Annotated in this window: 14 protein-coding genes and 2 pseudogenes; 8 read left to right on the forward strand and 8 right to left on the reverse strand. The window is 72.3% G+C overall.

All coding sequences use genetic code 11. From position 1 onward, the window contains the following. Position 1 precedes the first annotated feature (1 nt). From ACFYOY_RS21130 to ACFYOY_RS21145, 4 genes are read right to left on the reverse strand one after another with little or no spacing between them, the layout of a single operon-like run. Positions 2-886: an NAD(P)-dependent oxidoreductase gene (locus ACFYOY_RS21130; RefSeq protein WP_351893749.1), complete on the reverse strand. Its 885-nt coding sequence runs from the start codon at positions 884-886 to the stop codon at positions 2-4. Beyond that, a complete protein-coding gene (locus ACFYOY_RS21135) occupies positions 883-1,761 on the reverse strand; it encodes a carbohydrate ABC transporter permease (protein ID WP_388588761.1) in 879 nt (292 codons plus the stop codon). Before ACFYOY_RS21135 ends, ACFYOY_RS21130 begins: the two co-directional genes overlap by 4 nt. Next, positions 1,758-2,747, reverse strand: coding sequence for a sugar ABC transporter permease (locus tag ACFYOY_RS21140; RefSeq protein WP_351893755.1), 990 nt, complete (start codon positions 2,745-2,747; stop codon positions 1,758-1,760). Before ACFYOY_RS21140 ends, ACFYOY_RS21135 begins: the two co-directional genes overlap by 4 nt. Beyond that, positions 2,744-4,159, reverse strand: coding sequence for an ABC transporter substrate-binding protein (locus ACFYOY_RS21145; protein WP_388588764.1), 1,416 nt, complete (start codon positions 4,157-4,159; stop codon positions 2,744-2,746). The genes ACFYOY_RS21140 and ACFYOY_RS21145 overlap by 4 nt, the downstream gene beginning before the upstream one ends. 152 nt (positions 4,160-4,311) lie before the next feature. On the opposite strand from ACFYOY_RS21145, the gene ACFYOY_RS21150 reads away from it, so the two are divergent. From ACFYOY_RS21150 to ACFYOY_RS21185, 8 genes and pseudogenes are all read left to right on the forward strand, one after another. Further along, positions 4,312-5,106 carry an IclR family transcriptional regulator gene (locus tag ACFYOY_RS21150; RefSeq protein ID WP_388588767.1) on the forward strand — a complete coding sequence of 265 codons (795 nt, stop codon included), beginning with the start codon at positions 4,312-4,314 and terminating at the stop codon, positions 5,104-5,106. Between the two features lie 121 nt (positions 5,107-5,227). Further along, a complete protein-coding gene (locus tag ACFYOY_RS21155) occupies positions 5,228-6,514 on the forward strand; it encodes an enolase C-terminal domain-like protein (protein ID WP_388588770.1) in 1,287 nt (428 codons plus the stop codon). A gap of 61 nt (positions 6,515-6,575) precedes the next feature. Beyond that, entirely contained in the window at positions 6,576-7,748 is a 1,173-nt protein-coding gene (locus ACFYOY_RS21160) for a Gfo/Idh/MocA family protein (protein ID WP_388588773.1), read from the forward strand. 123 nt (positions 7,749-7,871) lie between these two features. Next, entirely contained in the window at positions 7,872-10,331 is a 2,460-nt protein-coding gene (locus ACFYOY_RS21165; RefSeq protein WP_388588776.1) for a PQQ-dependent sugar dehydrogenase, read from the forward strand. A 326-nt stretch (positions 10,332-10,657) separates the two neighbouring features. Next, complete coding sequence (locus ACFYOY_RS21170) at positions 10,658-13,774, forward strand: alpha-mannosidase (protein WP_388588779.1); 3,117 nt, start codon at positions 10,658-10,660, stop codon at positions 13,772-13,774. Continuing rightward, positions 13,771-16,014 (forward strand): ROK family protein, encoded by a 2,244-nt coding sequence (locus tag ACFYOY_RS21175; protein WP_351893780.1) that lies wholly within the window; start codon positions 13,771-13,773, stop codon positions 16,012-16,014. Before ACFYOY_RS21170 ends, ACFYOY_RS21175 begins: the two co-directional genes overlap by 4 nt. Positions 16,015-16,222: 208 nt before the next feature. Further along, positions 16,223-16,990 (forward strand): annotated as a pseudogene (locus ACFYOY_RS21180) (ThuA domain-containing protein); the annotation flags it as partial. Between the two features lie 211 nt (positions 16,991-17,201). Then, complete coding sequence (locus ACFYOY_RS21185; RefSeq protein ID WP_388588884.1) at positions 17,202-19,589, forward strand: glycoside hydrolase N-terminal domain-containing protein; 2,388 nt, start codon at positions 17,202-17,204, stop codon at positions 19,587-19,589. Between the two features lie 103 nt (positions 19,590-19,692). Here ACFYOY_RS21185 and ACFYOY_RS21190 read toward each other — a convergent pair. The 4 genes and pseudogenes from ACFYOY_RS21190 to ACFYOY_RS21205 all read right to left on the reverse strand — a co-directional run. Continuing rightward, positions 19,693-20,163, reverse strand: a pseudogene (locus ACFYOY_RS21190) (GntR family transcriptional regulator); the annotation flags it as partial. Positions 20,164-20,188: 25 nt separating this feature from the next. Continuing rightward, complete coding sequence (locus ACFYOY_RS21195) at positions 20,189-20,995, reverse strand: acetoacetate decarboxylase family protein (RefSeq protein ID WP_388588782.1); 807 nt, start codon at positions 20,993-20,995, stop codon at positions 20,189-20,191. A 62-nt stretch (positions 20,996-21,057) separates the two neighbouring features. Beyond that, entirely contained in the window at positions 21,058-22,419 is a 1,362-nt protein-coding gene (locus ACFYOY_RS21200) for a pyridoxal phosphate-dependent decarboxylase family protein (RefSeq protein WP_388588785.1), read from the reverse strand. A gap of 33 nt (positions 22,420-22,452) precedes the next feature. Then, positions 22,453-23,301: a fumarylacetoacetate hydrolase family protein gene (locus ACFYOY_RS21205; protein WP_388588788.1), complete on the reverse strand. Its 849-nt coding sequence runs from the start codon at positions 23,299-23,301 to the stop codon at positions 22,453-22,455. Positions 23,302-23,306 lie beyond the last annotated feature (5 nt).

Here is a 23,306-nt window from a genome sequence, read left to right on the forward strand (position 1 = left end):
CTCATGTTCCTTCCGTGGGGGAGGAGCGGTGGGGACCCTCGGCGTCGGCGGTACGCCAGCCGTGGGCGGGGGCGAAGCCCAGCAGCCGGGTGCAGCGCGAGGTGTCGTACAGCCCCGCGAAGCGGGACAGCGGCGCCACGATCCTGGCGGTGGGGTGGTAGCGGGCGAGCAGTTCGGCCGTGGGGATGTCCGAGGAGGTGTCGGGTGCCGCCACGTACAGCACATGGCTGCCGTGCGCCTCGGCGCCGAGCGCGGCTCGCACCGCCGCGGCGGCGTCGCGGGTGTCCAGCCACCCCCACAGGTCGCTCGCGTGGTGTCCGGGATCCGCGCGCACGGCGGCCAGTTGGCGCGTCAGCCGTGGGCCGGTGCCGGTGAAGGGGAAGCGCAGACACACCGTGTCGGTGCCCCAGCGCCGGTGGGTGCCCTCGGCGACCTGCTCGAGGACCAGCTTGGAGAGTCCGTACGGGTCCTCGGCGAGCGTGGCGTGTGACTCGTCGACCGGTACATAGCCGGGTGAGCGCGGGTGGGTCGACCATGCCAGCCCCAGCGCGCCGATGCTGGAGGCGGCCACCACGCGGCGCACCCCGGTGCGCCCGGCCTCGTCCAGCGCCAGGTAGGCGGTGTGGCAGTTGGCGGTGAACTGGCCCGCCGGATCCCGGGTGTCGGGGTGCGGGATCGCCGCGAGGTGGACGAGCGCCACCACCCCGCGCAGCGCCTCCCGCACCAGCTCGCGGTCGCGCAGGTCCCCGGCGAGGCTCCGCTCCAGGCGCGGATCGTGGAGGGGTTTCCGGTCGGTCGCGGTCACGCGGTAGCCGTGGTTCAGCAGATCCTCGACCACATGGCGTCCGATGTGGCCCGCGGCGCCGGTCACCAGGACGTGGGTCATCCCTTCACCGCCCCGACGAGTCCGTTCACGAAGTACCGCTGCAGCGCGAGGAAGAGCAGGATCACCGGGATCACCACGATCAGCGCACCGGCCATCAGGCTGTTGTACTGCGGCACGTTCTGCGCGGAGAGCTGTTGCAGCCCCAGGGAGAGCGTGTACGCGGACTCGTCGTTGAGCGAGACCTTGGTGAGCAGATACTCGTTCCAGGCCGGGATCGCCGTCAGCAGCGCCACGGTGATCAGCGCCGGCCGGGCGAGCGGAAGGTAGACACGGGCGAAGATGTGCGGCTCCCCGGCCCCGTCGACCCGGGCGGAGTCCCGCAGTTCTTTCGGTACGGCCGTGAAGGCGCCGGTCAGCAGCATGACCGACAGCGGCGCGGTGCCGTTGACGAACGGCAGGACGAGCCCGTAGTGCGTGCCGAGGACGCCGAGGTTGTGCTCCAGCAGGATGATCGGCAGCAGCACTGTCACTCCTGGGACGAAGAGCAGCGCCACGAACAGGCGGTACAGCCAGGCGCGGCCGGGGAAGCGCAGCACCGCGAAGGCGTATCCGGCGGCGGCGTAGATCAGCAGCGTCAGCACCACGGTCAGGGCGGTGACCTTGAGGCTGTTGAGGAAGTAGTCGAGGAAGTGGAGCCGGTTCCAGGTGTCGGTGAGGGTGTGCAGCGTGGGGTGCTCGGGGATGAGATGGCCGCCGCGCACCACCTCGAACTGATCCTTGAAAGCGCCCGAAACCATCCACAGGAACGGATACAGACTCACCAGCGCGTACCCGGCCAGCAGCACGCCGATCAGGACGCGTGCGCCGATCCGGCGCGTGGCGGCGGGCTTGGTGCCCGGCGTGCCCGAAGGGGCCGGGGCGGGATGTGTCGTCATACGCGGCTCCGCAGTGCTCTCAGATTGATCAGCGCCGGCACGATGGCGACGCCGAACAGCATCCAGCCCAGGGCGCTGGCCAGGCCCAGGGTGGGGGCGAACTTGGAGAGGAAGGCCAGCCGGTACGCCTCCAGGCCGAGGACGTCGGTGTGGGTGCCGGGGCCGCCGTTCGTCATGATCAGGAAGGTCTGGAAGCCGTGCAGCGCCGATCTGAGCGTGAGCAGCACGACGATCGCGGTGATCGGGCGCAGCAGCGGCCAGACCACCGAGACCTGGGTGCGCCACCAGCCCGCGCCGTCCAGCTCGGCTGCCTCGATGAGGCCGCGGTCGATGGTCTGCAGCCCGGTCAGATACATCAGCATCGCCACCGGGACCTCGGTCCACACCGTCACCACGATCATGGTGGGCAGGGCGGTGGCGGGGTTGCCGAGGAAGCCCTGTGGCTCCTGCAGGGAGCCGAGTCCGAGGACGCGCAGCAGGTAGTTGACGGCGCCGTCCGGCTGGAGAATGTACTGCCAGGCGTAGAAGACGGCGATGCCGGAGGTGACGTACGGCAGGAAGTAGACCGAACGCAGCACCGCCTGCGCCCGTTTGACCCTGGCCAGGGCGACGGCCAGCGGGAAGGACACGGCGACCGTGAGCACCGGCACGGCGATCATGACGTACAGGGTGTGGCGAGCGGCCTCGTGCACCCGCGGCGCGTAGACCGGATCGCGCCACAGCAGATCGGCGTAGTTGTCCAGGCCCACCCAGTCCCAGTGCGGGGCGAAGCCGTTCCAGCGGGCGAAGCCGAGCAGAAAGCCGTAGCCCACGGTGTACAGGCCCATCACGGCGAAGAGGATCACCGCGGGGGCGATGAACAGATAGCCGGTGAGGGCCTCGCGCCCCCGGCCGCCGGGTGTCGCGGTGGGTCGGCGGAAGCGTCGCGTGGCCGCCGCGGCGGCCGTCCGGGGCGCGGGGGCAGGAGGCGTGCCGACGGCCGTCACGAAGCCTCCTTCCAGTAGGAGTCGATGAGTGTGCGCAGCCGGAGGCCGGTCTGGGCGGGGCTGGTTAGGCGCAGTGGCGACATGTCGATGAGGGGCGCGCCCGCCTCGTCCATGTCGAGCGTCGGGGGCCGGAAGCTGGTGTCGTACGGGTTGTACGTGTTCTCCGGGGTGCCCTTGAACGTGGCCATGAGCCGGGCGAGGTTCGGGCCGAGGACGTCGGCGGACTCGGCGCCCAGTTCGGTCGCGGACAGATCGGAGGCGGCCTTGGAGAACCGGGCGGCGACGTCCGGTTCGGAGAGGTACCGCATCCACTTCCTGGCCTCGTCCTTACGGGGACTCGAATCGCTCAGGGCGAGGCCGGTCAGCGCGATCGGACCGAGTGCGAGGTCCTTGACGGCGCCTTCCTGGGGCGCGGGGACGCCGAAGGCGAGGATGTCGTCGGCCTTCATCCCGGCCTCCTGGAGGAAGGCCAGGGTGAAGGTGCCGCCGACGTCGAAGGCCGACTTGCCCTGCGCGAACGCCTGGTCGGCGTCGTCGATGGTGAGGGTCTGGGTGCCGGGCATCCAGTACGGCGTCAGCCGGTCGTACGCGTCAAGGACCTTGACGCCGTTCGGCGACCCCCAGTCGGCGGACTTCTCCCGCCCGTACAGGGCCTCGTACCCGTCCTTGCCGAGCTGGGCGAAGGCCAGCGGCTGGCCGATCCAGTTCAGACCGGTGGACGGCACCTTCAGGCCCAGGCTCAGCCCGCCGGTCCGCGGGTCCTTCGCCTTCGTCTTCTTCAGATCGGCGATGAACTCCTCCCAGGTGGCGGGGGGCCGGGTGATTCCGGCGGCGGCGAGCTTGGCCTTGTTGGCGTAGACGATCCCGAAGGTGCCGATGGTGAAGGGCAGGCTGTAGCGCGCGCCCTTCTTCGCCCCGTGGCTCGTGGAGGTCACCGGCAGCGACTGCTCGTACTTCTCCTGGGTGACCGTGCCGGAGTGGCGTACGGCCGGGTTGAAGCGGTTGTTCCAGCTCGCCGGGACCTGTCCGCGCAGATCCTCGACGATGCCCGCGGCGCCGTAGACGAAGTCCTCCCCGTCGGAGTGGACTTCGAAGACATCCGGCAGATCGCCCGTCATGGCCGAGCTCTGGACCTTGATGCCGTAGGCGTCATCGGGGGTGTACGCCTCGATCCTGACCTCGATGCCGGTCTTCTCCCCGAACTCCGCGGCGGCCGCCCGTAACCCCGCGACATGTGACTGCTTGAACGTCCACATCGTCACGTCCGCGGAGCCCGCCCCCGACGCGCTGCCGCAGCCGGTCAAGCCCGAGGCCGACAGCGCGGCGGCGAGGCCCAGCGCCGCGAGGCGGGCGCGCCGTGGCGGCGGGGAGAAACGTCCCGAGGGAGGAGGAAGCGGATATCTGGCATGCATACGAGCCCCTGCCTCATGCCGATGCGTTCAGAAGACCGAATGGCGTTGGAGTAACGGAACATAGGCTTGCCGTGATATAGCGTCAAGACAAGCTGCGTAAGGTGTCGGCAACCGGGGCCAGCGGGGCGCCGGGCCGGGGAGCGGAGGCTGGCGTGGAATCGGTGTCGGGAGCAGCGCGGGTCCGGCGTCACGAGGACGTCAAGTCCGCAGCGCGCGTCCTGGAAGTGCTCGAACTCCTGGGTGCCGAGGGCGCCCGGCTCTCACTCGCCGACATGGCGAGCACCCTGGCCGTGCCCAAGAGCAGTCTGCACGCCGTGCTACGCACCATGGAGTCCCGCCGCTGGGTGGAGACGGACCCGTCGGGAACGCTGTACCGCCTCGGCCTCAAGGCGCTGCTGTCCGGCACCGCCTATCTGGAGAGCGACGACCTCGCCGGGATCGCCGGGCCCGTGCTCGACCTGCTGGCCGAGGAGACCGGCGAGGCCGTCCACCTCGGCCGGCTGGACGATACGGACGTCATATACCTGGCCAAACGCGAATCCCGCCATGCCTTGCGGATGTACTCCGCGGTCGGCCGCCGGCTGCCCGCGCATGCCACCGCGCTCGGCAAGGCGATCCTGTCCCAGTACGACGCGGCCGAGATCCAGCGCCGGCTCAACTGGCCGTTGACGGCGCTGACTCCGAGCACCGTCACCGACCCGGACGAGCTGCTCGCCCAGCTCGCCGACGCCCGCAAGCGCGGCTGGGCGGAGGACGAGGGCGAGAGCTCGGTGGACATCCGCTGTGTGGCGGTCGCGCTCGGTACCGGGCACGGCGGCGGCGACGCGATCAGCTGCTCGGCGCCGCGCAGCCGGATGGACGACGCCCGGCTGGGCGAGATCGCCGCCCATGTCACCGAGGCGGCCCACTCGTTGCGGACCCTACTGAAGCGCCTCGGCGAGCACTGAGTCCCGCACGCCGCCGCGCACCCCGGGCCGGACCGTATCCCGGTACGGTCATTGACACCGCTCCTGAATCCTCTTTACGTTCGAATGGACGATTGCCATTCGGCTACCGGAATGGGAGCGCATGTCCGCACCCCATGAGCCGCACCCCCCGCTGGCCCAGGCCCCCTGGGTGGCAGAGCGCGGCGACAAGCTCCGCATCACCGCCGTACGCACGTTCCTGACGGCCCCACAGGGCTGCCCGTACCTCATCGTGCGGATCGAGACCAACGACCCCGGGCTGTACGGCCTCGGGTGTGCCTGCGACCCTCAACGCACCCTGGCCGTCCGCAGTGTGATCGACGACTACCTCGCGCCACTGCTGCGCGGCCGCGACCCCGGCGACATCGAGGACCTGCACCGCCTGGTCCTCAACAGCGCCTATTGGCGCGGCGGTTCGATCACCGGCAACGCCCTCGGCGGCGTCGACGTCGCCCTGTGGGACCTGAAGGCCAAGCGGCTCGGCGCCCCGCTGTACGCCCTCCTCGGCGGTCGCTTCCGGCACCGCGCCGCCGCCTACACCCACGTGGACGGCCGGGACGCCGAAGAGCTCGCCGACAAGGTCGCCGCCGCGCGCGAACGGGGCTTCGGACACGTCCGCGTCCAGACCGCCGTCCCCGGCTCCGACACCTACGGCGCCGCGCCCGCCGGCGCCGCGGAGGCGCGGGCCCGCCACGACCGCTCCGGCCGCTGGGACAGCGCCGCCTATCTGCGCGCGGTGCCCCCGGTGCTGCGCCGCACCCGCGAACTGGCCGGCGACGACGTCGAGTTGCTGCACGACGCGCATGAGCGCCTCGACCCGCGCCAGGCCATGGAGTTCCTGCGCCGGGTGGCCGATGCCGGGCTGTACTTCGTGGAGGATGTGCTCGCCCCGGAGGACGCCGCGCACTTCGCGCGGCTGCGCGCCGCGTCCCCGGTACCCCTCGCGATGGGCGAGCTGTTCAGCGACCCCACCCAGTTCCTGCCGCTGCTGGCCGGACCGGTGATCGACTTCGCGCGGATCCGGATCCCCACCCTCGGCGGCCTCACCCCGGCCCGTAAGCTCGCCGCCGCCTGCGAACTGCACGGCGTCCGGCTCGCCCCGCACGGGCCGGGCGACGTCAGCCCGCTCGCGCAGGCGGCCACCGTTGCCCTCGACATCTCCAGCCCCGCCTTCGGCGTCCAGGAGGCGGCGACCTTCCGCGAGGCGGTTCTGGAGGTCTTCCCCGGAACGATCGTGCCGCGCCTGGGGGCGATGGAGCCGCGGGAGGCCTCGGGGCTGGGCGTCGACTTCGACGAGAGCGCCGCGCGCCGCTATCCCGCCCCCGAGCCCCTGGCCCACGACCGCTGGGCCCTGCTGCGGACCACCGATGGGAGCGTGCAGAGGCCGTGAGACCGAACGCGACGAGCGCCACCCCGCCCGGGGCGCGGGCGCTGACCGAGAGGGGACCGCTGTGGGCGAGCCGCTGAGGATAGGGCTGGTCGGGGCGGGAAAGATCAGCCGGGCCTATCTGGACACGCTGCCGCGCCTGCCGGGACTGCGCCTGACCGCCGTGACCGACCTGAACCGGGCCCGCGCGGAGGCCGCCGCGAAGAGCGCCGAGGCCGCTGCCCGCAGCGCCGAGTCTGCCGCCGAGGGCGTCAAGTCCGCCGCCTCCAGCGCGCCGGGCGTCGCCGTCGCCGCGTCGGCCGAGGAGCTGGTGGCGCGGGAGGACGTCGATGCCGTACTGAACCTGACCATCCCGGCGGCGCACGCCGAGGTGGCGCTGGCCGCGCTCGCCGCGGGCAGACATGTGTACGGCGAGAAGCCGCTGTCCGCCACCCGCGAGGAGGCCGACGCCATCATGGGCGCGGCACAGCGGGCCGGGCTGCGGGTCGGCTGCGCGCCGGACACGGTGCTCGGCCCGGGCACCCAGACCGCGCGCAAGGCCGTGGACGACGGGCTCATCGGCACACCGGTCGCGGCCACCGCCTTCATGACGACCGCCGGGCACGAGGCGTGGCATCCGGACCCGGAGTTCTACTACCGGCCCGGCGGCGGGCCGCTGCTGGACATGGGCCCGTACTATCTGTCCGCCCTGGTGCACCTGCTGGGCCCGGTGGTCCGGGTCACCGGGGCGGCGTCCCGGCCGCGGGCCCAGCGGGAGATCGGCAGCGGGCCGCGCGCGGGCGAGCGCTTCGCCGTCGAGGTGGACACCCATGTCACCGGCGTCCTGGAGCATCGGGGCGGCGCGCTCACCACGCTGCTGATGAGCTTCGATGTGCACGCGGCCCGGCTGCCGCGCATCGAAGTGCACGGCAGCGAGGGCTCGCTGTCGGTGCCGGATCCCAACACCTTCGACGGCCCCGTGGAGCTCTGGCGCGGTGGCGTCTGGGAGCCACTGCCGCCGTCGGCCGGATACGCGGGCTCCGCCCGGGGGTACGGCCTGGCCGACCTGGCGCGGGCGCTGGAGGCGGGCCGCCCGCACCGGGCCTCCGCCGAGCTCGCCCGGCATGTCCTGGACGTCATGCTCACCCTGCTCGACGCCGCCCGGGAGCGGACCTCGCTCCCGGTCGGCACCACATGTTCCCGTCCCGAGTCCGTGCCCTTCGTGGGCGAACTGTCCCCGTCGGCGGGCCACGGCTAGGGCGGTGTCGAGTACGGGCACAAGGGTCCCCTCCACCCTGCCGAAGGCCCGTACCGCGGCGCGACGGCGCGCGCCTGTGCTCAGCACTTCCGCGAGTATCCCCACTGCATACGGAGGACCTTCGTGCACAGGAAACGCCTCGGACTGCGCAGATCCCTCGCGCTGTTCGCCGGAACACTGCTCACCGGAGCCACCCTGACGCTCACCGCTCCGGCGGCGGAGGCCGGGCCCGACCCCGACCGGACTGCCGCCGCCCCCGTGTTCCAGCAGGTCACCCTCGCCAAGGGGGTGGCCGAGACGGGTGAGCCGATGTCGCTGGCCGTGTTGCCCGACCGCTCGGTGCTGCACACCTCGCGCGACGGCACCCTGCGGCTCACCGACGCCGCGGGCACCACCAAGGTCGCCGGCACCCTGCCGGTGTACAGCCATGACGAGGAGGGGCTGCAGGGCGTGGGGGTCGACCCGGGCTTCAGCGCCAACCGCTTCATCTACCTCTACTACGCGCCGCCGCTGAACACCCCGGGCGGTGACGCCCCGGAGAACGGCACGACCGCGGACTTCACCAAGTTCGACGGCGTCAACCGGCTCTCCCGGTTCGTGCTCAAGACCGACGGCACCCTGGACCGGGCCAGCGAGAAGACCGTGCTGGAGGTGAAGACCTCCCGCGGCATGTGCTGCCACGTCGGCGGCGACATCGACTTCGACGCACAGGGCAATCTGTATCTGTCGACCGGCGACGACTCCAACCCCTTCGCCTCCGACGGCTACACCCCCATCGACGAGCGGGCGAGCCGCAATCCGGCCTTCGATGCCCAGCGCAGCGCGGGCAACACCAACGACCTGCGCGGCAAGATCCTGCGCATCAAGGTCAAGGCGGACGGTTCGTACGACATCCCGGCGGGCAACCTCTTCGCCCCCGGCACCGCCAAGACCCGCCCCGAGATCTACGCGATGGGATTCCGCAACCCGTTCCGGATGAGCGTCGACAAGGCCACCGGCGTGGTCTACGTGGGCGACTACGGGCCCGACGCGGGCAACGCCAGCTCCACCCGCGGCCCGCAGGGCATGGTGGAGTTCGCCCGGGTCACCAAGGCCGGCAACTTCGGCTGGCCCTACTGCGTCGGCAAGAACCAGCCGTACATCGACTACGACTTCGCCACCGGCACCTCCGGCTCCGCCTTCAACTGCGCCGCGCCGAAGAACACCTCGCCGAACAACACCGGCCTCACCGATCTGCCCCCGGCCCAGGCCGCCTGGATTCCCTACGACGGCGGGTCGGTGCCCGAGTTCGGCTCCGGCTCGGAGTCCCCGATGGCCGGACCGGTCTACCGCTACGACGCCAATCTCAACTCGCCGGTGAAGTTCCCGCAGGAGTACGACGGCGACTTCTTCGCGGGGGAGTTCGGCCGCAAGTGGATCAAGCGGATCGACCAGGGCGCGGACGGCACGGTCAGCTCCATCAACGCCTTCCCCTGGACCGGCACCCAGGTGATGGACATGGCCTTCGGCCCGGACGGCGCGCTGTACGTCCTGGACTACGGCACCGGATGGGGCGCGGGTGACGCCAACTCGGCGCTGTACCGCATCGAGAACGTCGTCGGCGGCCGGGCGCCGGTCGCCCAGGCGGCGGCCGATCGGACCTCGGGCAAGGCCCCGCTCCAGGTGAAGTTCTCCTCGTCCGGCAGCAGCGACCCCGACGGCGACGCCATCAGCTACAGCTGGGACTTCGGCGACGGCGGGAAGTCCGCCGAAGCCAACCCGGCGCACACCTACACCGCCAACGGCACCTACACCGCCACCCTGACCGCCCGGGACCCCGGCGGCCTGACCGGCACGGCGAGCGTCCACATCACCGTCGGCAACACCGCGCCGACGGTCACCCTGGAACTGCCCGGCGACGGCCAGCTGTTCACCTTCGGCGACAAGGTGCCCTTCCGGATCAAGGTCAGCGACCCGGAGGACAGCACCATCGACTGCGCCAAGGTGAAGATCACCCATCTGCTCGGGCACGACAGCCACGCCCACCCCATCACCTCGGCCACCGGCTGTGAGGGCACCCTGCAGACGCTGGCGGACGGAGAACACGACGAGAACGCCAATATCTTCGGGGTCTTCGACGCCGAATACACCGACAAGGGAGCGGGCGGCCAGCCCGCGCTGACCACCCACACCCAGCATGTCGCTCAGCCGAAGCACCGCCAGGCCGAGCACTACACCGCGTTCCAGGGCATCGAGCAGGCGAGCCACTCCACCGCGCACGGCGGCAAGACGGTCGGCTTCACCGACAACGGCGACTGGATCTCCTTCAAGCCGTACCTCCTGAACAACGCCACCAAGCTGACCGCCCGCATCTCCTCCGGCGGACCCGGCGGCACCATCGAGGTCCGCGCGGGCGGCCCCACCGGGACGCTGCTGGGGACCGCGACCGTGCCCGCCACCGGCGGCTGGGAGAACTTCCAGGACGTGAGCGCCACGCTCGGCGGCGCCCCCTCGGGGACGACGACGCTCTCCTTCGTCTTCAAGGGCGTCACCGGCCAGGGCAACCTCTTCGACCTGGACGACTTCACCTTCACCACCGGCTGAGCCGGGACCGAGCAGGGCCGCGCCGGAGGTCCCGAGGGGAACCGCCGGACGGCCCACGCGGCGGGGAGGGGAACGCCGACTCCTCCCCGCCGCATTTCTGTACCCGGTGTCAATTCTCTTATCTGACACAGTCGATGGGAGGCCGCTTATTTTCCTCCTGACAGGGCGTCGGGCCGCTTCTTTTACTGAGTAAATCCGCAGGTCGCAGGCGCTGTTCACGGCAACGGGACGGTAATTGGGCCGAAGCGTTGACGTGATAACACACATGGTTTTACATAAACGGCACGCGCACTTTCCCGGAAGGCAGGCAGGAGGAAGGGCCGACCATGCACGACGACCGCCACGCCGTGGAAGAGCGCATCGCGAAGTTCATCGCCGAGCGCCTGCGCCCGGCGCTGTACGGCGACCACGTCCCGCTGGAGGTCGCCGCCTGGCACATCCCGGGGGAGCCGGTGCCGGTGGCCGACGCGCTGCGCGCCGAGTACCGGCCGTTCGTCACCGGTGACGGCTGGGGCGATCCATGGTCGACCACCTGGTTCCGCGCCACCGCGACGGTCCCCGAACGGTGGGCGGGCCGCCGGGTGGAGGCCCTGTTCGACCTCGGCTTCGATCTCTCCCGCGGCCCCGGAGGCCAGGCCGAGGGCCTGGTCCACGACGCCGACGGCACCCCGCTGCAGGGCCTGCACCCCCACAACCGCTCGGTGCCGCTGACCCCCCACGTCGTCGGCGGCGAGAGCGTGTGCCTGCTCGTCGAGGCCGCCGCCAACCCGCCCATCGTCGGCAGCGCGGGCATCGGCACCCACTACGGGAACCGGCTCACCGCGGGCGAGGAAGACCTGTACCGCCTGCGCCGTGCCGACCTCGTGGTCCGCGAGGAGGACGTCTGGCAGCTCCTCCACGACATGGAGGTGCTGGACGAGCTGATGCGCGAACTGCCCCTCGGACTGCCGCGCCGCCACGAGATCCTGCGCGCACTCCAGCGGGCCGTGGACAGCGTGCCCCCGCGCCGCGTCGCCGCGGGCGCCGCGGCGGCCCGCGCGATCCTGCGTCCGGTCCTGGACCGGCGCGCCCACGACTCCGCGCACACCATCGCCGCCGTGGGACACGCCCATATCGACTCCGCCTGGCTGTGGCCGCTGCGCGAGACCGTGCGCAAGTGCGCCCGGACGTTCTCCACCATGGCCTCGCTGGCCGAGGAGTACCCGGAGCTGGTCTTCGCCTGCTCCTCCGCGCAGAGTTACGCCTGGATGCGCGACCACCAGCCGTATGTCTTCGAGCGGATCAAGAAGGCGGTGGCCGACGGCAACTGGGCGCCGGTCGGCGGCATGTGGGTCGAGGCCGACGGCAATCTGCCCGGCGGCGAGGCCCTGGCGCGTCAGCTGGTCCACGGCCGCCGCTTCTTCGCCCAGGAGCTCGGCGTGGAGACCGACGGCGTCTGGCTTCCCGACTCCTTCGGCTACACCGCCGCCTACCCGCAGCTGGCCGCGCTCGCGGGCGCCCGCTGGTTCCTCACCCAGAAGCTGTCCTGGAACGAGACCAACAAGCTGCCCCACCACACCTTCTGGTGGGAGGGGATCGACGGCACCCGGATCTTCACCCACTTCCCGCCCGTGGACACCTACAACGCCACCCTGTCCGGCGCCGAGCTGGCCCACGCCGTCGCCACGTACGCGGAGAAGGGCGCGGGCACCCGCTCCCTGGCCCCCTTCGGCTTCGGCGACGGCGGGGGCGGGCCCACCCGCGAGATGCTGGAGAAGGCCCGGCGCCTGGCCGATCTCGAAGGCTCCCCGCGGGTCAGCGTCCAGTCGCCGTCGGACTTCTTCCGCGAGGCCCGCGAGGAGTACCCCGACGCGCCCGTGTGGCGCGGCGAGCTGTATCTGGAGACCCACCGCGGCACCTACACCAGCCAGGCCCGCACCAAGCGCGGCAACCGGCGCAGCGAGGCCCTGCTGCGCGAGGCCGAGCTGTGGGCGGCGACCGCCGCCGTCCGCACCGGCGAGCCCTATCCGTACGAGACGCTCGACGCGCTGTGGAAGCAGGTGCTGCTCCACCAGTTCCACGACATCCTCCCCGGCACCTCCATCTCCTGGGTCCACCAGCAGGCCGAGCAGACCTACCGCGCCATCCACCGCGGCCTGGAGCGGATCGTGGCCCGCGCCGCGGGCACCCCGGACACCACGGAATCACTCGCCGTCCTCAACGCCGCCCCTCACGCGCGGCGCGAGGTGGTCCGCCTGGATACGCCGCCCGCCGCCGGCGGCCCGGTGCAGAAGCTGTCCGACGGCCGGTACGCCGTGCTCGCTCAGGCCCCCGCGCTCGGCGCCGCCGTCCTCGGCACCGGCACCGGCGCCGCCGACCAGCCGCCGGTCACCGCCCGTCCCGCCGACGCGGGCGGATACGTCCTGGACAACGGTGCGCTGACGGTCCATATCGACAGGGATGGGCTCGTCCGCTCCGCGTACGACCACGACCGCGGCAGGGAGGCCATCGCGCCCGGCGGCGCCGGAAACCTGCTGCAGCTCCACCCCGACGATCCGGTGCGCTGGAGCGCCTGGAACCTGGACGCCCAGTACCGCAACGTCCACCGCGACCTGGACATCGCGACCGCCGTCCGGCTCGACGACGAGGGCCCGCTGCTGGCCTGTGTCCGCGTGGAGCGCACCACCGGCCGGTCCGTCGTCGTGCAGCGCCTCAGCCTGGCCGCGGGCAGCCGGATCCTGGAGGTCGACACGGACATCGACTGGCGGGAGGAGGACACCGTCCTCAAGGCCGCCTGGCCGCTGGACGTGCACGCCGAACGCGTCGCGTCCGAGATCCAGTTCGGCCATGTCGAGCGGCCCACTCACGAGAACACCAGCTGGGACGCCGCCCGCTTCGAGGCATGGGCGCACCGCTGGATCCACATCGGCGAACACGGCTGGGGCGCGGCCCTGCTCACCGACTCCACCTACGGGCACGACGTCAGCCGCCTCACCCGCGAGGACGGCGGAACGACCACGACCCTCCGGCTCACCCTGCTGCGCGGCCCCCACAGCCCCGACCCGCACGCCGACCGGGGCCGGCACCGCTTCCGCTACGCGCTGTACCCCGGCGCCGGCACCGGCGACGCCGTGGCCGGGGGATACGCGTTCAGCCTCCCGCTGCGCCCCGCCGCGCCCCGGCTCACCGGACCGCCGCTGGTCGCGGTGGGCGATCCGGGCATCGTGGTGGAGGCGGTCAAGCTCGCCGACGACCGCTCAGGCGACGTCGTGATCCGCCTCTACGAGTCGCGAGGCGGCCGGGTCCGCACCACTCTGGCCGCCGGATTCACCGTCGAACGCGTCCAGGTCACCGACCTGATGGAGAACCCCACGGACGAACTGGCCCACACTCAGGGCGTGGTGGACCTGAACCTGCGCCCGTTCCAGATCCTGACCCTCCGGCTGGCGCGCGGGGCGTCGTGAACCCGCCGCACCAGGACGCCTCGGGACTGCCCGAGGAGGACCGCAGGCTGCTGCAGCACTGGGTGGCGGAGGGCGGTTCGCGCGCGGTCCGCGCCGCCGTCGTCCTGCTCGCCGCCCAGGGGCTGCGCAACGCCGAGATCGCCCGGCGGCTCGAGGTCTCCCGGCAGACGGTGGGCAACTGGCGGCAGCGCTTCGACGCCTCCGGCGTGGCGGGCCTGCGGGAGCGCCCACGGCCCGGGCGGCCCAGCATCATCGACGAGGCCGAGGTCATCACCCGTACGGTGCTGGCGCCCGACGGCGGCGGCGCCTCCCGCGCGGTCGCCCGCGAACTCGGCTACAGCCACGCGGCCGTCGCCGCGATCCGCCAGCGCTGGCGGGTCACGCCCGGCAACGCCACCGTCCCCGCCGTGCCCACCCGCCCCCCGCTCCCGCAGGCCGAGGTGTGGGTGCTCGGCCTGTACCTGGACACCCACCGGGCGCTGCTGCTCGTCGGCACCCGCCCGGCCGCCCACGAGAGGGGCCACGGCGCCTCGCCGGGCGCCTCTCCCGGTGCCGATGTCATCGCCGCCGTCGACGCGGCGGTGGAGGCCGCGCTGAAGGTCCCGCCGTCCCCGGCGCCGGGGGAGCGGCGTGGCCAGGACCGGCTCGCCGGATACCTGGCCGAGGCCCGGCGCCGCCACCCCGGCGCCTCGCTGCACGCCATCACCCTGTGGGACACAGGGGAGGGCGGGCCGTCGTCCCAGCGGTGTGCCCGGGGCGGGGTGGTCCACCACGCCCTTCCGGTGCGCACCACCTGGCGCACCTTCCTGCGGGCCATGGTCGGCCTGGACTGCACCCGGCACCCGGAGTCCTCGCACCGCGTCTACCTCGACCTGGCCGCCGCCCTCACGCGCTACGCGGACCTGCCGGGCACCGGCCGCGAGCGGCAGCCCGTGCGCTGGCTCCGGGAGCCCATCGCCACCCACTTCGCCGGCGCCTCCCGGGCCGGTGGCGAGCAGCGCCGGGAGTCCTGGGGCGGCGCGAACCAGATCGACCTCGGCTCCTTCAACGAGTGCGTGGTCATCGAGGCGGTACGGCTGGCCGGGACCATCACCCGCGGCGAGATCTCGCACCGCACCGGCCTCACCCAGCAGTCGGTCTCCCGGATCTCCCGCTCGCTGCTGCACCGCGGCATCCTGGTCGAGGACGATCGGCGGCAGGCCACCTCCGGCAAGCCGCGCACCCCGGTGCGGCTGCGCGGTGACGCCGGGCACGCGCTGGGCATCCATGTCGACCCCGAGGTGCTGACGGCGGTCGTGGTCGACCTCGACGGCGCCATCGTGCGCAGCCGTACGGAACCCGTCGCGCAGACCGCGAGCCCGGACCAGCTCGTCGACCACATCGCCCGGCTGGGCCGCGGGGTCCTGTCCGCCGCCGGTGGCGCGGTGCGGCCCGGGGGATTCCTCGGCATCGGCGTGGCCACCCCAGGACCCGTCGACGTGGCCTCCGGTACCGTCCTCGACCCGCCGCTGCTGTCGGTGTGGCGGGATGTGCCGTTGCTGTACATGCTCAAGGACCGCTTCCCGTGTCCCATCGTGATGGAGAAGGACTCCTCGGCCGCGGCCATCGGGGAGCGGTGGATCGGGCGCAACCGGCGCGCCCGCGACTTCGTGTATCTGTACCTCGGCACCGGGGTCGGCGCCGGGCTGTTCCTGGGCGGCGACATCCACCGCGGAGTCAGCGCCAACGCGGGGGAGTTCGGCCAGCTGTGCGCCGTCGCCCTGGAACGGGTCGACGCGGACGGCAGACCGGAGATCCTGCCCGAGTGCAATCCGCCGGTGTCCATCCCCGAGACGGCCGCCCGGCTCGGCATGGTCCTCGGCCCACGCGCCGCGCACGACCCGCGCGAGGCCCACCGGGTGGTGAGCGCGGCGGCCGGGTCCGGTGACCCGGTCGCCGAGAAGGCCGTGCGCCAGGTCGCCGGGGCGATCGGCAGGGGCGCCCTGTCCCTGGTGGACCTGCTGGACATCGACCTGGTCGTGCTCGGTGGGCCGTTCTTCACCGACGGGGTCGCCGACCTCTACACGGCCGAGATCTCCCGTATCGTCAACGACTTCCCGACCGCCAGACGGCTGCGCCGGGTCGATGTCGAACGGTCCGTGCTGAGCCGCGAGGCCGCCGCCGTCGGCGCCGCGTCGACCATCTTTCACGCCACGTTCACACCCCGGCTGGCGGGCCGTCCCGCGCCCACGAGGCGGTGACCGGATGGCCGGCCAGAGCTTTTTGTCAACGGGCTTTGCAAAGTGGGGCCGACTCGGTACGGTCCCCTTACGCCCACGGAGGCAGCCCCTCCCCTCACCGAGGCTCGCAGCTGTGCGGCGTAGGCGCGACGGCGCGCGCCTGTGCCCAACCCCCTTTGAGAATCACACTTCTCCCCGGAGGTTCCCCGTGCACAGGAAACGTCCCGATCTGCCCGCCCCCACCCAGCGCCGCTCCGTGGTCAAGGCCGCGGCCGGTGCCGTGCTGCTCACCGGCGCGGCGTCCGCGCCCGCCTGGGCCACGTCCGCCCGCAGGCGGCCGAGGGCGGGCCGGGTGCTGGTGTTCTCCAAGACGGCGGGCTTCCGCCACGACTCCATCCCCGACGGCATCGCCGCCATCACGAACCTGGGCGCGCAGGGCGGCTTCGCCGTCGACGCCACCGAGGACGCCGCCGCCTTCACCCCCGGCAACCTCGCCCGCTACGCCGCGGTGGTCTTCCTGTCCACCACCGGCGACGTCCTCGACACGGGCGGGCAGACGGCCTTTGAGGGCTATGTCGCGGCGGGCGGCGGCTACGCGGGGGTGCACGCCGCCGCCGACACCGAGTACGACTGGCCGTTCTACGGCGGGCTGTGCGGTGCGTGGTTCCAGTCCCACCCGGCGATCCAGCAGGCCACGGTGAAGGTCGAGGACCATGCCCACCCGGCGACGGCCCACCTCGGGGACACCTGGGTGCGCACCGACGAGTGGTACAACTACCGCACCAATCCGCGCGATACGGCCACTGTGCACGTGCTGGCCGCGCTGGACGAGTCCTCGTACACCGGCGGCACCATGAACGGGGACCACCCCATCAGCTGGTACCAGAAGTACAAGGGCGGCCGGGCCTTCTACACCGGCCTCGGCCACACCAAGGAGTCCTACGCCGAGCCCGCCTTCCGGCAGCACCTCCTCGGTGGCATCACGTACGCCATGGGCGTTGCCACAACCGGTCACGGACGCTGACCCGACCCCCGACCCCCGACCCCCGACCCCCGACCCCCGACCCCCGACCCCCGGGCCGCGGGAGAGCGGCCCGCCGGGACGGCCGGACGGATCCCGGAGTCGAGGCAGACCCCGGATCGAGGCAGACCCCCACTCACCCCTTCCTGGAGTCGCAGTGACCCCTGATGTCCCGCGCCGACAGTTCATGGCGCTCGCCGCCACGACCACCACGGGCCTTGCGGCCGCCGGCCTGCCCGCCGGGACGGCCCACGCCGCGGAGGCCGCCGGGCGCGAGAAGGCGGACCGGCCGCTGGCGCTGTGGTACCGCGAGCCCGCCGCCGACTGGCTGAGCGCCCTGCCGCTGGGCAACGGGCGGCTCGGCGCGATGGTGTTCGGGGCCACGGAGACCGAGCGGCTGCAGCTCAACGCGGACACCCTCTGGGCGGGCGGGCCGCACAGTTACGACAACCACAAGGGCCTGGCCGCCCTGGCCCGCATCCGGCAGCTCGTCTTCGACGGAAAGTGGCCCGAGGCCGAGACGCTGATCAACTCCGACTTCCTCGGCGTGCCCGGCGGCCAGGCGCAGTACCAGACCGTCGGCAGCCTCCTGCTGAGCCTGCCGACGGGCGGCGCGGTGAGCGGCTACCGGCGGGAGCTGGACCTGGACTCGGCGGTGGCCACCACCACGTACACCCGCGACGGCGTGACCTTCACCCGCGAGGCGTTCGCCAGCGCTCCCGACCGCGTCATCGTCGTCCGGCTGTCCGCGTCGAGACAAGGCGCCCTGTCCTTCGGTGCCACGTTCGAGAGCCCGTTGCGTACCTCCCTGTCCTCGCCGGACCCGCTCACCGCCGCGCTCGACGGAACGGGGGACGCCACGGGCGGGGTGGACGGCGCGGTGGGGTTCCGCGCGCTGGTGCGGGTGCTCGCCGAGGGCGGCACCACCACCAGCGCGGGCGGGACCGTCACCGTCCGGGGAGCCGACGCGGCGACCGTCCTGGTCGCCATCGGCACCACCTATGTGAACTGGGAGAACGCGAACGGTGACGCGGCGGGCCAAGCGGCCGCGGACCTCAACCCGGCGGCGAGCCGCCCGTACGGACAGCTGCGCAGCCGCCATGTCGACGATCACCGCGCGCTGTTCCGCCGTACCTCGCTGGACGTGGGCAGCAGCGACGCGTCCGCCCTGCCCACCGACGAGCGCGTCTCCCGCTTCGCCTCCGGCGGCGATCCGCAACTGGTCGAGCTGCACTTCCAGTACGGCCGCTATCTGCTCATCGCCGCATCCCGCCCCGGCACCCAGCCGGCCACCCTCCAGGGCATCTGGAACGACCTGACGAGCCCGCCCTGGGGCTCGAAGTACACCATCAACATCAATACGGAGATGAACTACTGGCCGGCCGCCCCCGCCAACCTCCTGGAGTGCTGGGAGCCGGTCTTCGCCCTGCTCGACGAGCTGGCCGTGGCCGGGCGGTCGACGGCGCGCACCCAGTACGGCGCGGACGGCTGGGTCACCCACCACAACACCGACGCCTGGCGTGGCACGGCCCCCGTCGACGGCGCCTTCTGGGGCATGTGGCCCATGGGCGGCGCCTGGATGTCCATGGCCATCTGGGAGCACTACCGGTACACGCGCGACAGGGGGAAACTGCGGGCGCGCTACCCCGTCCTCAAGGGCGCGGCCCAGTTCTTCCTCGACACGCTGGTGACCGACCCGGCCACGGGCGCGCTGGTCACCTGCCCCTCCGTCTCCCCGGAGAACGCCCACCACAGCGGAGGCGGCGGCTCGCTGTGCGCCGGGCCGACGATGGACATGCAGCTGCTGCGCGACCTGTTCGGCGCCGTGGCCTCGGCCGCCGACACCCTCGGCACCGACGCCGCCTTCCGGGACCAGGTGCTCGCCGCGCGCGGACGGCTCGCCCCCATGAAGGTCGGCGCGCTGGGCCAGCTCCAGGAGTGGCAGCAGGACTGGGACGCGGGCGCCCCCGAGCAGGAGCACCGCCATGTCTCCCATCTGTACGGGCTGCATCCGAGCAACCAGATCAGCCGGACCCGCACCCCGGACCTCTTTGCCGCGGCGCGCACCACCTTGGTGCGGCGCGGTGACGCGGGAACCGGATGGTCGCTCGCCTGGAAGGTCAACTTCTGGGCGCGGCTTCAGGAAGGGGACCGTTCGTACAAACTGCTCGCCGATCTGCTCACCCCCGAACGCACCGCCCCCAACCTCTTCGACCTGCACCCGCCGTTCCAGATCGACGGCAACTTCGGCGCCTGCGCCGGAGTGACCGAATGGCTGCTGCAGAGCCAGCACGACGAACTGCATCTGCTGCCCGCCCTCCCGTCGCAGTTGCCGGACGGAAGTGTGCGGGGCCTGCTGGCGCGGGGCGGTTTCGAGGTGGACATCAGCTGGCGGGGCGGCGCGCTGGGCGAGGCGCGGCTGACGGCCCGGGCGGGCGGGCCGGCGCGGCTGCGCACGGCGAAGGAGGTGCGGGTGACCTCCGGGGACGCGCCCGTCCCCACGACCCGGCCGGAGCCGGGTGTCACGGCCTTCACCGCGAACGCGGGCGCTGTGTACGTGGTACGTCCCGCCTGAGCCGGGGCTCAGCTGTCGGTGGCCGACTTCCAGGCGTCGATCCGGACGCGAAGTGCACGGTCACGGGGTCGCCATGGGCCGGCGGCTCGCGCAGCTCCCGCTAGGTGCTCTCCAGGCCGACCCGCTCGTCATCCGCGAGCAGAACCCGCTCCAGGTGCCAGACGGGCTCGCCGCGGGTCAGGCCGGTCTCGGCGGCGAGTGCGTCGGGGCAGGGGAAGCGGTCGAGGGTGACCAGCGCACGGCCCGGGGTGCGCCCCTGGCGCCGTACGCCCTCGGTGTAGCTGGGCAGCGACAGCGGCTGCGCCAGCTTGGGGCCCGCGACCACCGTGCCGCGGCCCTGCCGCCGCAGCTTGCCCTCCAGCACCAGCTCGCGCAGCGCCTGGCGCACCGTCTCCCGGGCGACCTCGAACCGCTCGGAGAGATCACGCTCGGTGGGGATGGGGGAGCCCTCTCCCAACTCGTCCACGAGCCGGTCGATCTGTGCCTTGACGGCGTAGTGCTTGGGCACGCGGCCGTGCTCCGGGATGCCGGAGCGGACGGGGGCGCCGGGGGCCTGGTCGTTCGGGTAGTCCACGCGGAGATCGTCGCAGACGGGGTTTCTAACGGACCTCCGAGGCGCCCGACTCCAGCAGCCGGCCGCCGTCCCAGACCACGCCGACCTGGCGGTAGTACGCGGCGATCGGCTCGTGGATCTCCAGCCGGGCCAGCTCCTCGGTGGGCGCCTCGAACAGCTCCAGCTCGGCGTCGCCGACCCACGGCCGACCGCCCTCGAAGGAGGCGGCGCCGGACTCGACCAGCTCGTCGAGGGCGAGCCCCTTGCCGTTCTCGATCGAGGGCAGCCAGCGGTGGTGGGCCATGGGGTGGCCGTTGACGAAGCCGCCGGTCTCGGACGGCTCGCGCAGGGTCACCACGGCCTGGGCGAGGCGCCGGTCGGCCGCGGCGAGGGTCGCGCCGAACCGGGCGCCGGCCTCGATGCGCGGGGCGGGGCCGTACGGATGGGGGCGGGTCTGATGGATCGAGCCGAGCTTCTTCGGATAGCCCTGGTGCAGTCCGCGGGCGATCGCGAAGTCCTTGTCGACCCAGATGTAGACACAGCGGGAGTACGTCCGGCCCCGATACGCACAGCGGACGACCGCGAAGGTCTCCTTGTACTGGGAGAGCACCGGGTCCAGCAGCTCCCGCCCGCCGGTCGCGCAGGACTGCCAGTCGGCCCAGATCAGCGCGACCGCTCCCGGATCCTCGGCGGCCGGTTCCAACGGCTCGGGCAGCAGCTCGCGCACCCGCGCCGGGTCGGTGCGGTACTCGATGGTGAGCAGGTCGCCGGAGTAGTGCCACGGAGGGGAGGGGATGAGGGCCGAGGCGCCGGTGGCGGTCTTGGGCGGGAAGTAGCCGTGGACGCTGGTCATGCCGTCACGCTCCTGCTGGCGGATATGCGCAGATGGGCTGAGGGGGGCCAGGGCGGCGACCGTCATCCACGTGCGAGCCGCTCCAGGCGGGCGTGGAGCTGGTCGACGTAGCTCTCGGACTCCGGCTTCATCAGCACACTGCGCAGGATGCGCGCACCGTCCGCGTCCCGGACGAGCTTCGGATGGAGGGCCGTCAGGCGATCGGCGCCGAGGCGGAGCGTGCTCACGAAGACGGGGTCGCCGTCCGCCATCCCCTCCTGCAGAATCCGGGCGCTGGACGCGTCGATCCGCGACAGCGTGGCGGCCTCGGTCACCGGGAAGTAGCTGACGATGTCCAGTTCCGGGGCTTGGTACAGCTCCAAGTGCTCGGAATCCTCGATGAGTTCGGCCCAGCGCAGTGCCGCGCGCCGGCCCGCCGCGAGCGACTGCCCCAGCCCCTCGCGCGTGGGCGGTATCAGCTGGAAGGTGAGCCACAGGGCGGCGGCCGCCGCGCCCGCGCGCGAACACTCCAGGCTGATCTCGCCGAGGTGCAGTTCCTCGGAGGTGAAGTACGTGTACGGCGAGTCGTGCAGATAGAACCGGCCGACCGAGGGATCACGGAACAGGACGGCGCCGCAGCCGTACGGCTGGAGGCCGTGTTTATGCGGGTCCACGACGATCGAATCGGCCTCGGCGATGGCCCGCCACGGCTCCTCGGGCAGGCCCTCGGGGCCCTCCACCCCTGCCAGCAGGGTGAAGAAACCGCCGTAGGCGGCGTCGACGTGGATGCGCACACCGTAGCGCTCGCGCAGCGCCAGCGCCTCATGGATCGGTTCGACGGCGCCGAGCCCGGTGGTCCCGGCGGTGAGCACGACGGTGCCGACGGTGCCGGTCCGCAGCAGACTCTCCAGCGCGTCGAGATCGATACGGCCGAGGTCGTCGACCGGGACCGGATGGCCCTCCACGCCCAGGACACCGCACATCCGGCCGTGGGTGTAATGGGCCTCGGTGCTGTAGGCGACGCCCTTGCCGGGGTGCAGTTCGCGCGCCACGAAGAGCGCCTCGAGGTTGGCGATGGTGCCGCTGGTGGTCAGGTGCCCGAGGTGGGTGTCGTAGCCGAACATGGTGGCGAGCTGCTGGACGGCCTCCCGCTCCATCTCGGCGGTGGCCGGGCCGCCGTCCAGGGCGTGGTTGTTGGGGTTGATCAGCATCGCCGTGAGGTATCCCACGACCGCCGCCGGATGCGGTGGCTTGAGCATCTGGCCCGCGTAACGGGGGTGGAAGAAGGGGTAGTTGTCCTTGAGTCGCTCGGTGAAGACCTCGAACGCGGCGGCGAACCGGTCGTCGTCGACCGCCAGCGCCGGATGGGCCTGGTAGGGGCCGAAGGTCTTCGCCCAATCGGCGTTCGACGCCAGCGCCGTGGCGAGCCAGCCGTTCAGATCCATATGGTCCACTCCTTGGTCGGGACGAGTTTGGATTCAGGGCCGCTTGGGCGGGCGGATGCCGCGGAACTCCCAGTCGCCGCCGAGGGCGGTGGACCGGACCTCCTCCGACTCGGTGGGCTGCGCGCCGATGTCGGTGCGGACCGGGGCCGGGCCGGTGACGATGTGGTTGGTGAGCCGGCCCAGGCCCTCCACCTCCACTTCCACGACGTCGCCGGGCTGTACGGGGCGGGAGTTGGCGGGTGTCCCGGAGAGCAGGACGTCGCCGGGGCAGAGCGTGATGGTGCGGGCGATGTCGGCGACGAGGTAGTGCATGTCCCACTTCATCTCGTCGGTGGAGCCGTCCTGCGCCAGCCTGCCGTTGACGTAGGTGCGCAGGTACTTGCCGTGGAAGTCCCAGTCGGTGACCAGCCCCGGCCCCAGCGGGCACAGGGTGTCGGACCCCTTGACGCGGAGCATCGAACCGGCGTCGGTGTCCCGGAAGTCGTGCAGCCCGTAGTCATTGGCGATCGTGTAACCGGCGATGTGCTCCGCCACCTGCTCAGGCGCGATGTTCCGGGTGGTCTTCCCGATGACGATGGCGACCTCGCCCTCGTAGTTGAGCCACTTGCAGCCCTCGGGGCGGACGACGGCGCCCTGGTGGGAGTTGAGCGCCGAGGTCGGCTTGTGGAAGTACGTGGGGGCCGCGGGGAGCCGGCTCTGGAACTCGGCGACGCGGCTGAGGTGGTTGAGGTGGACGGCGATCACCTTGGAGGGGACCACGGGCGGCAGATGCCGGGCCTCCCGGGCCGCGACGCGGCGACCGTCGCCGGTGACGAGAGTGTCGCCCTCGCGGACGGTCTCCACCACGGAGCCGTCGAGGAGGATGCGGCGGTACTCGCGCATGCCGG

This window comes from Streptomyces sp. NPDC007875, assembly GCF_042868035.1.
Lineage (GTDB): Bacteria > Actinomycetota > Actinomycetes > Streptomycetales > Streptomycetaceae > Streptomyces > Streptomyces antimycoticus.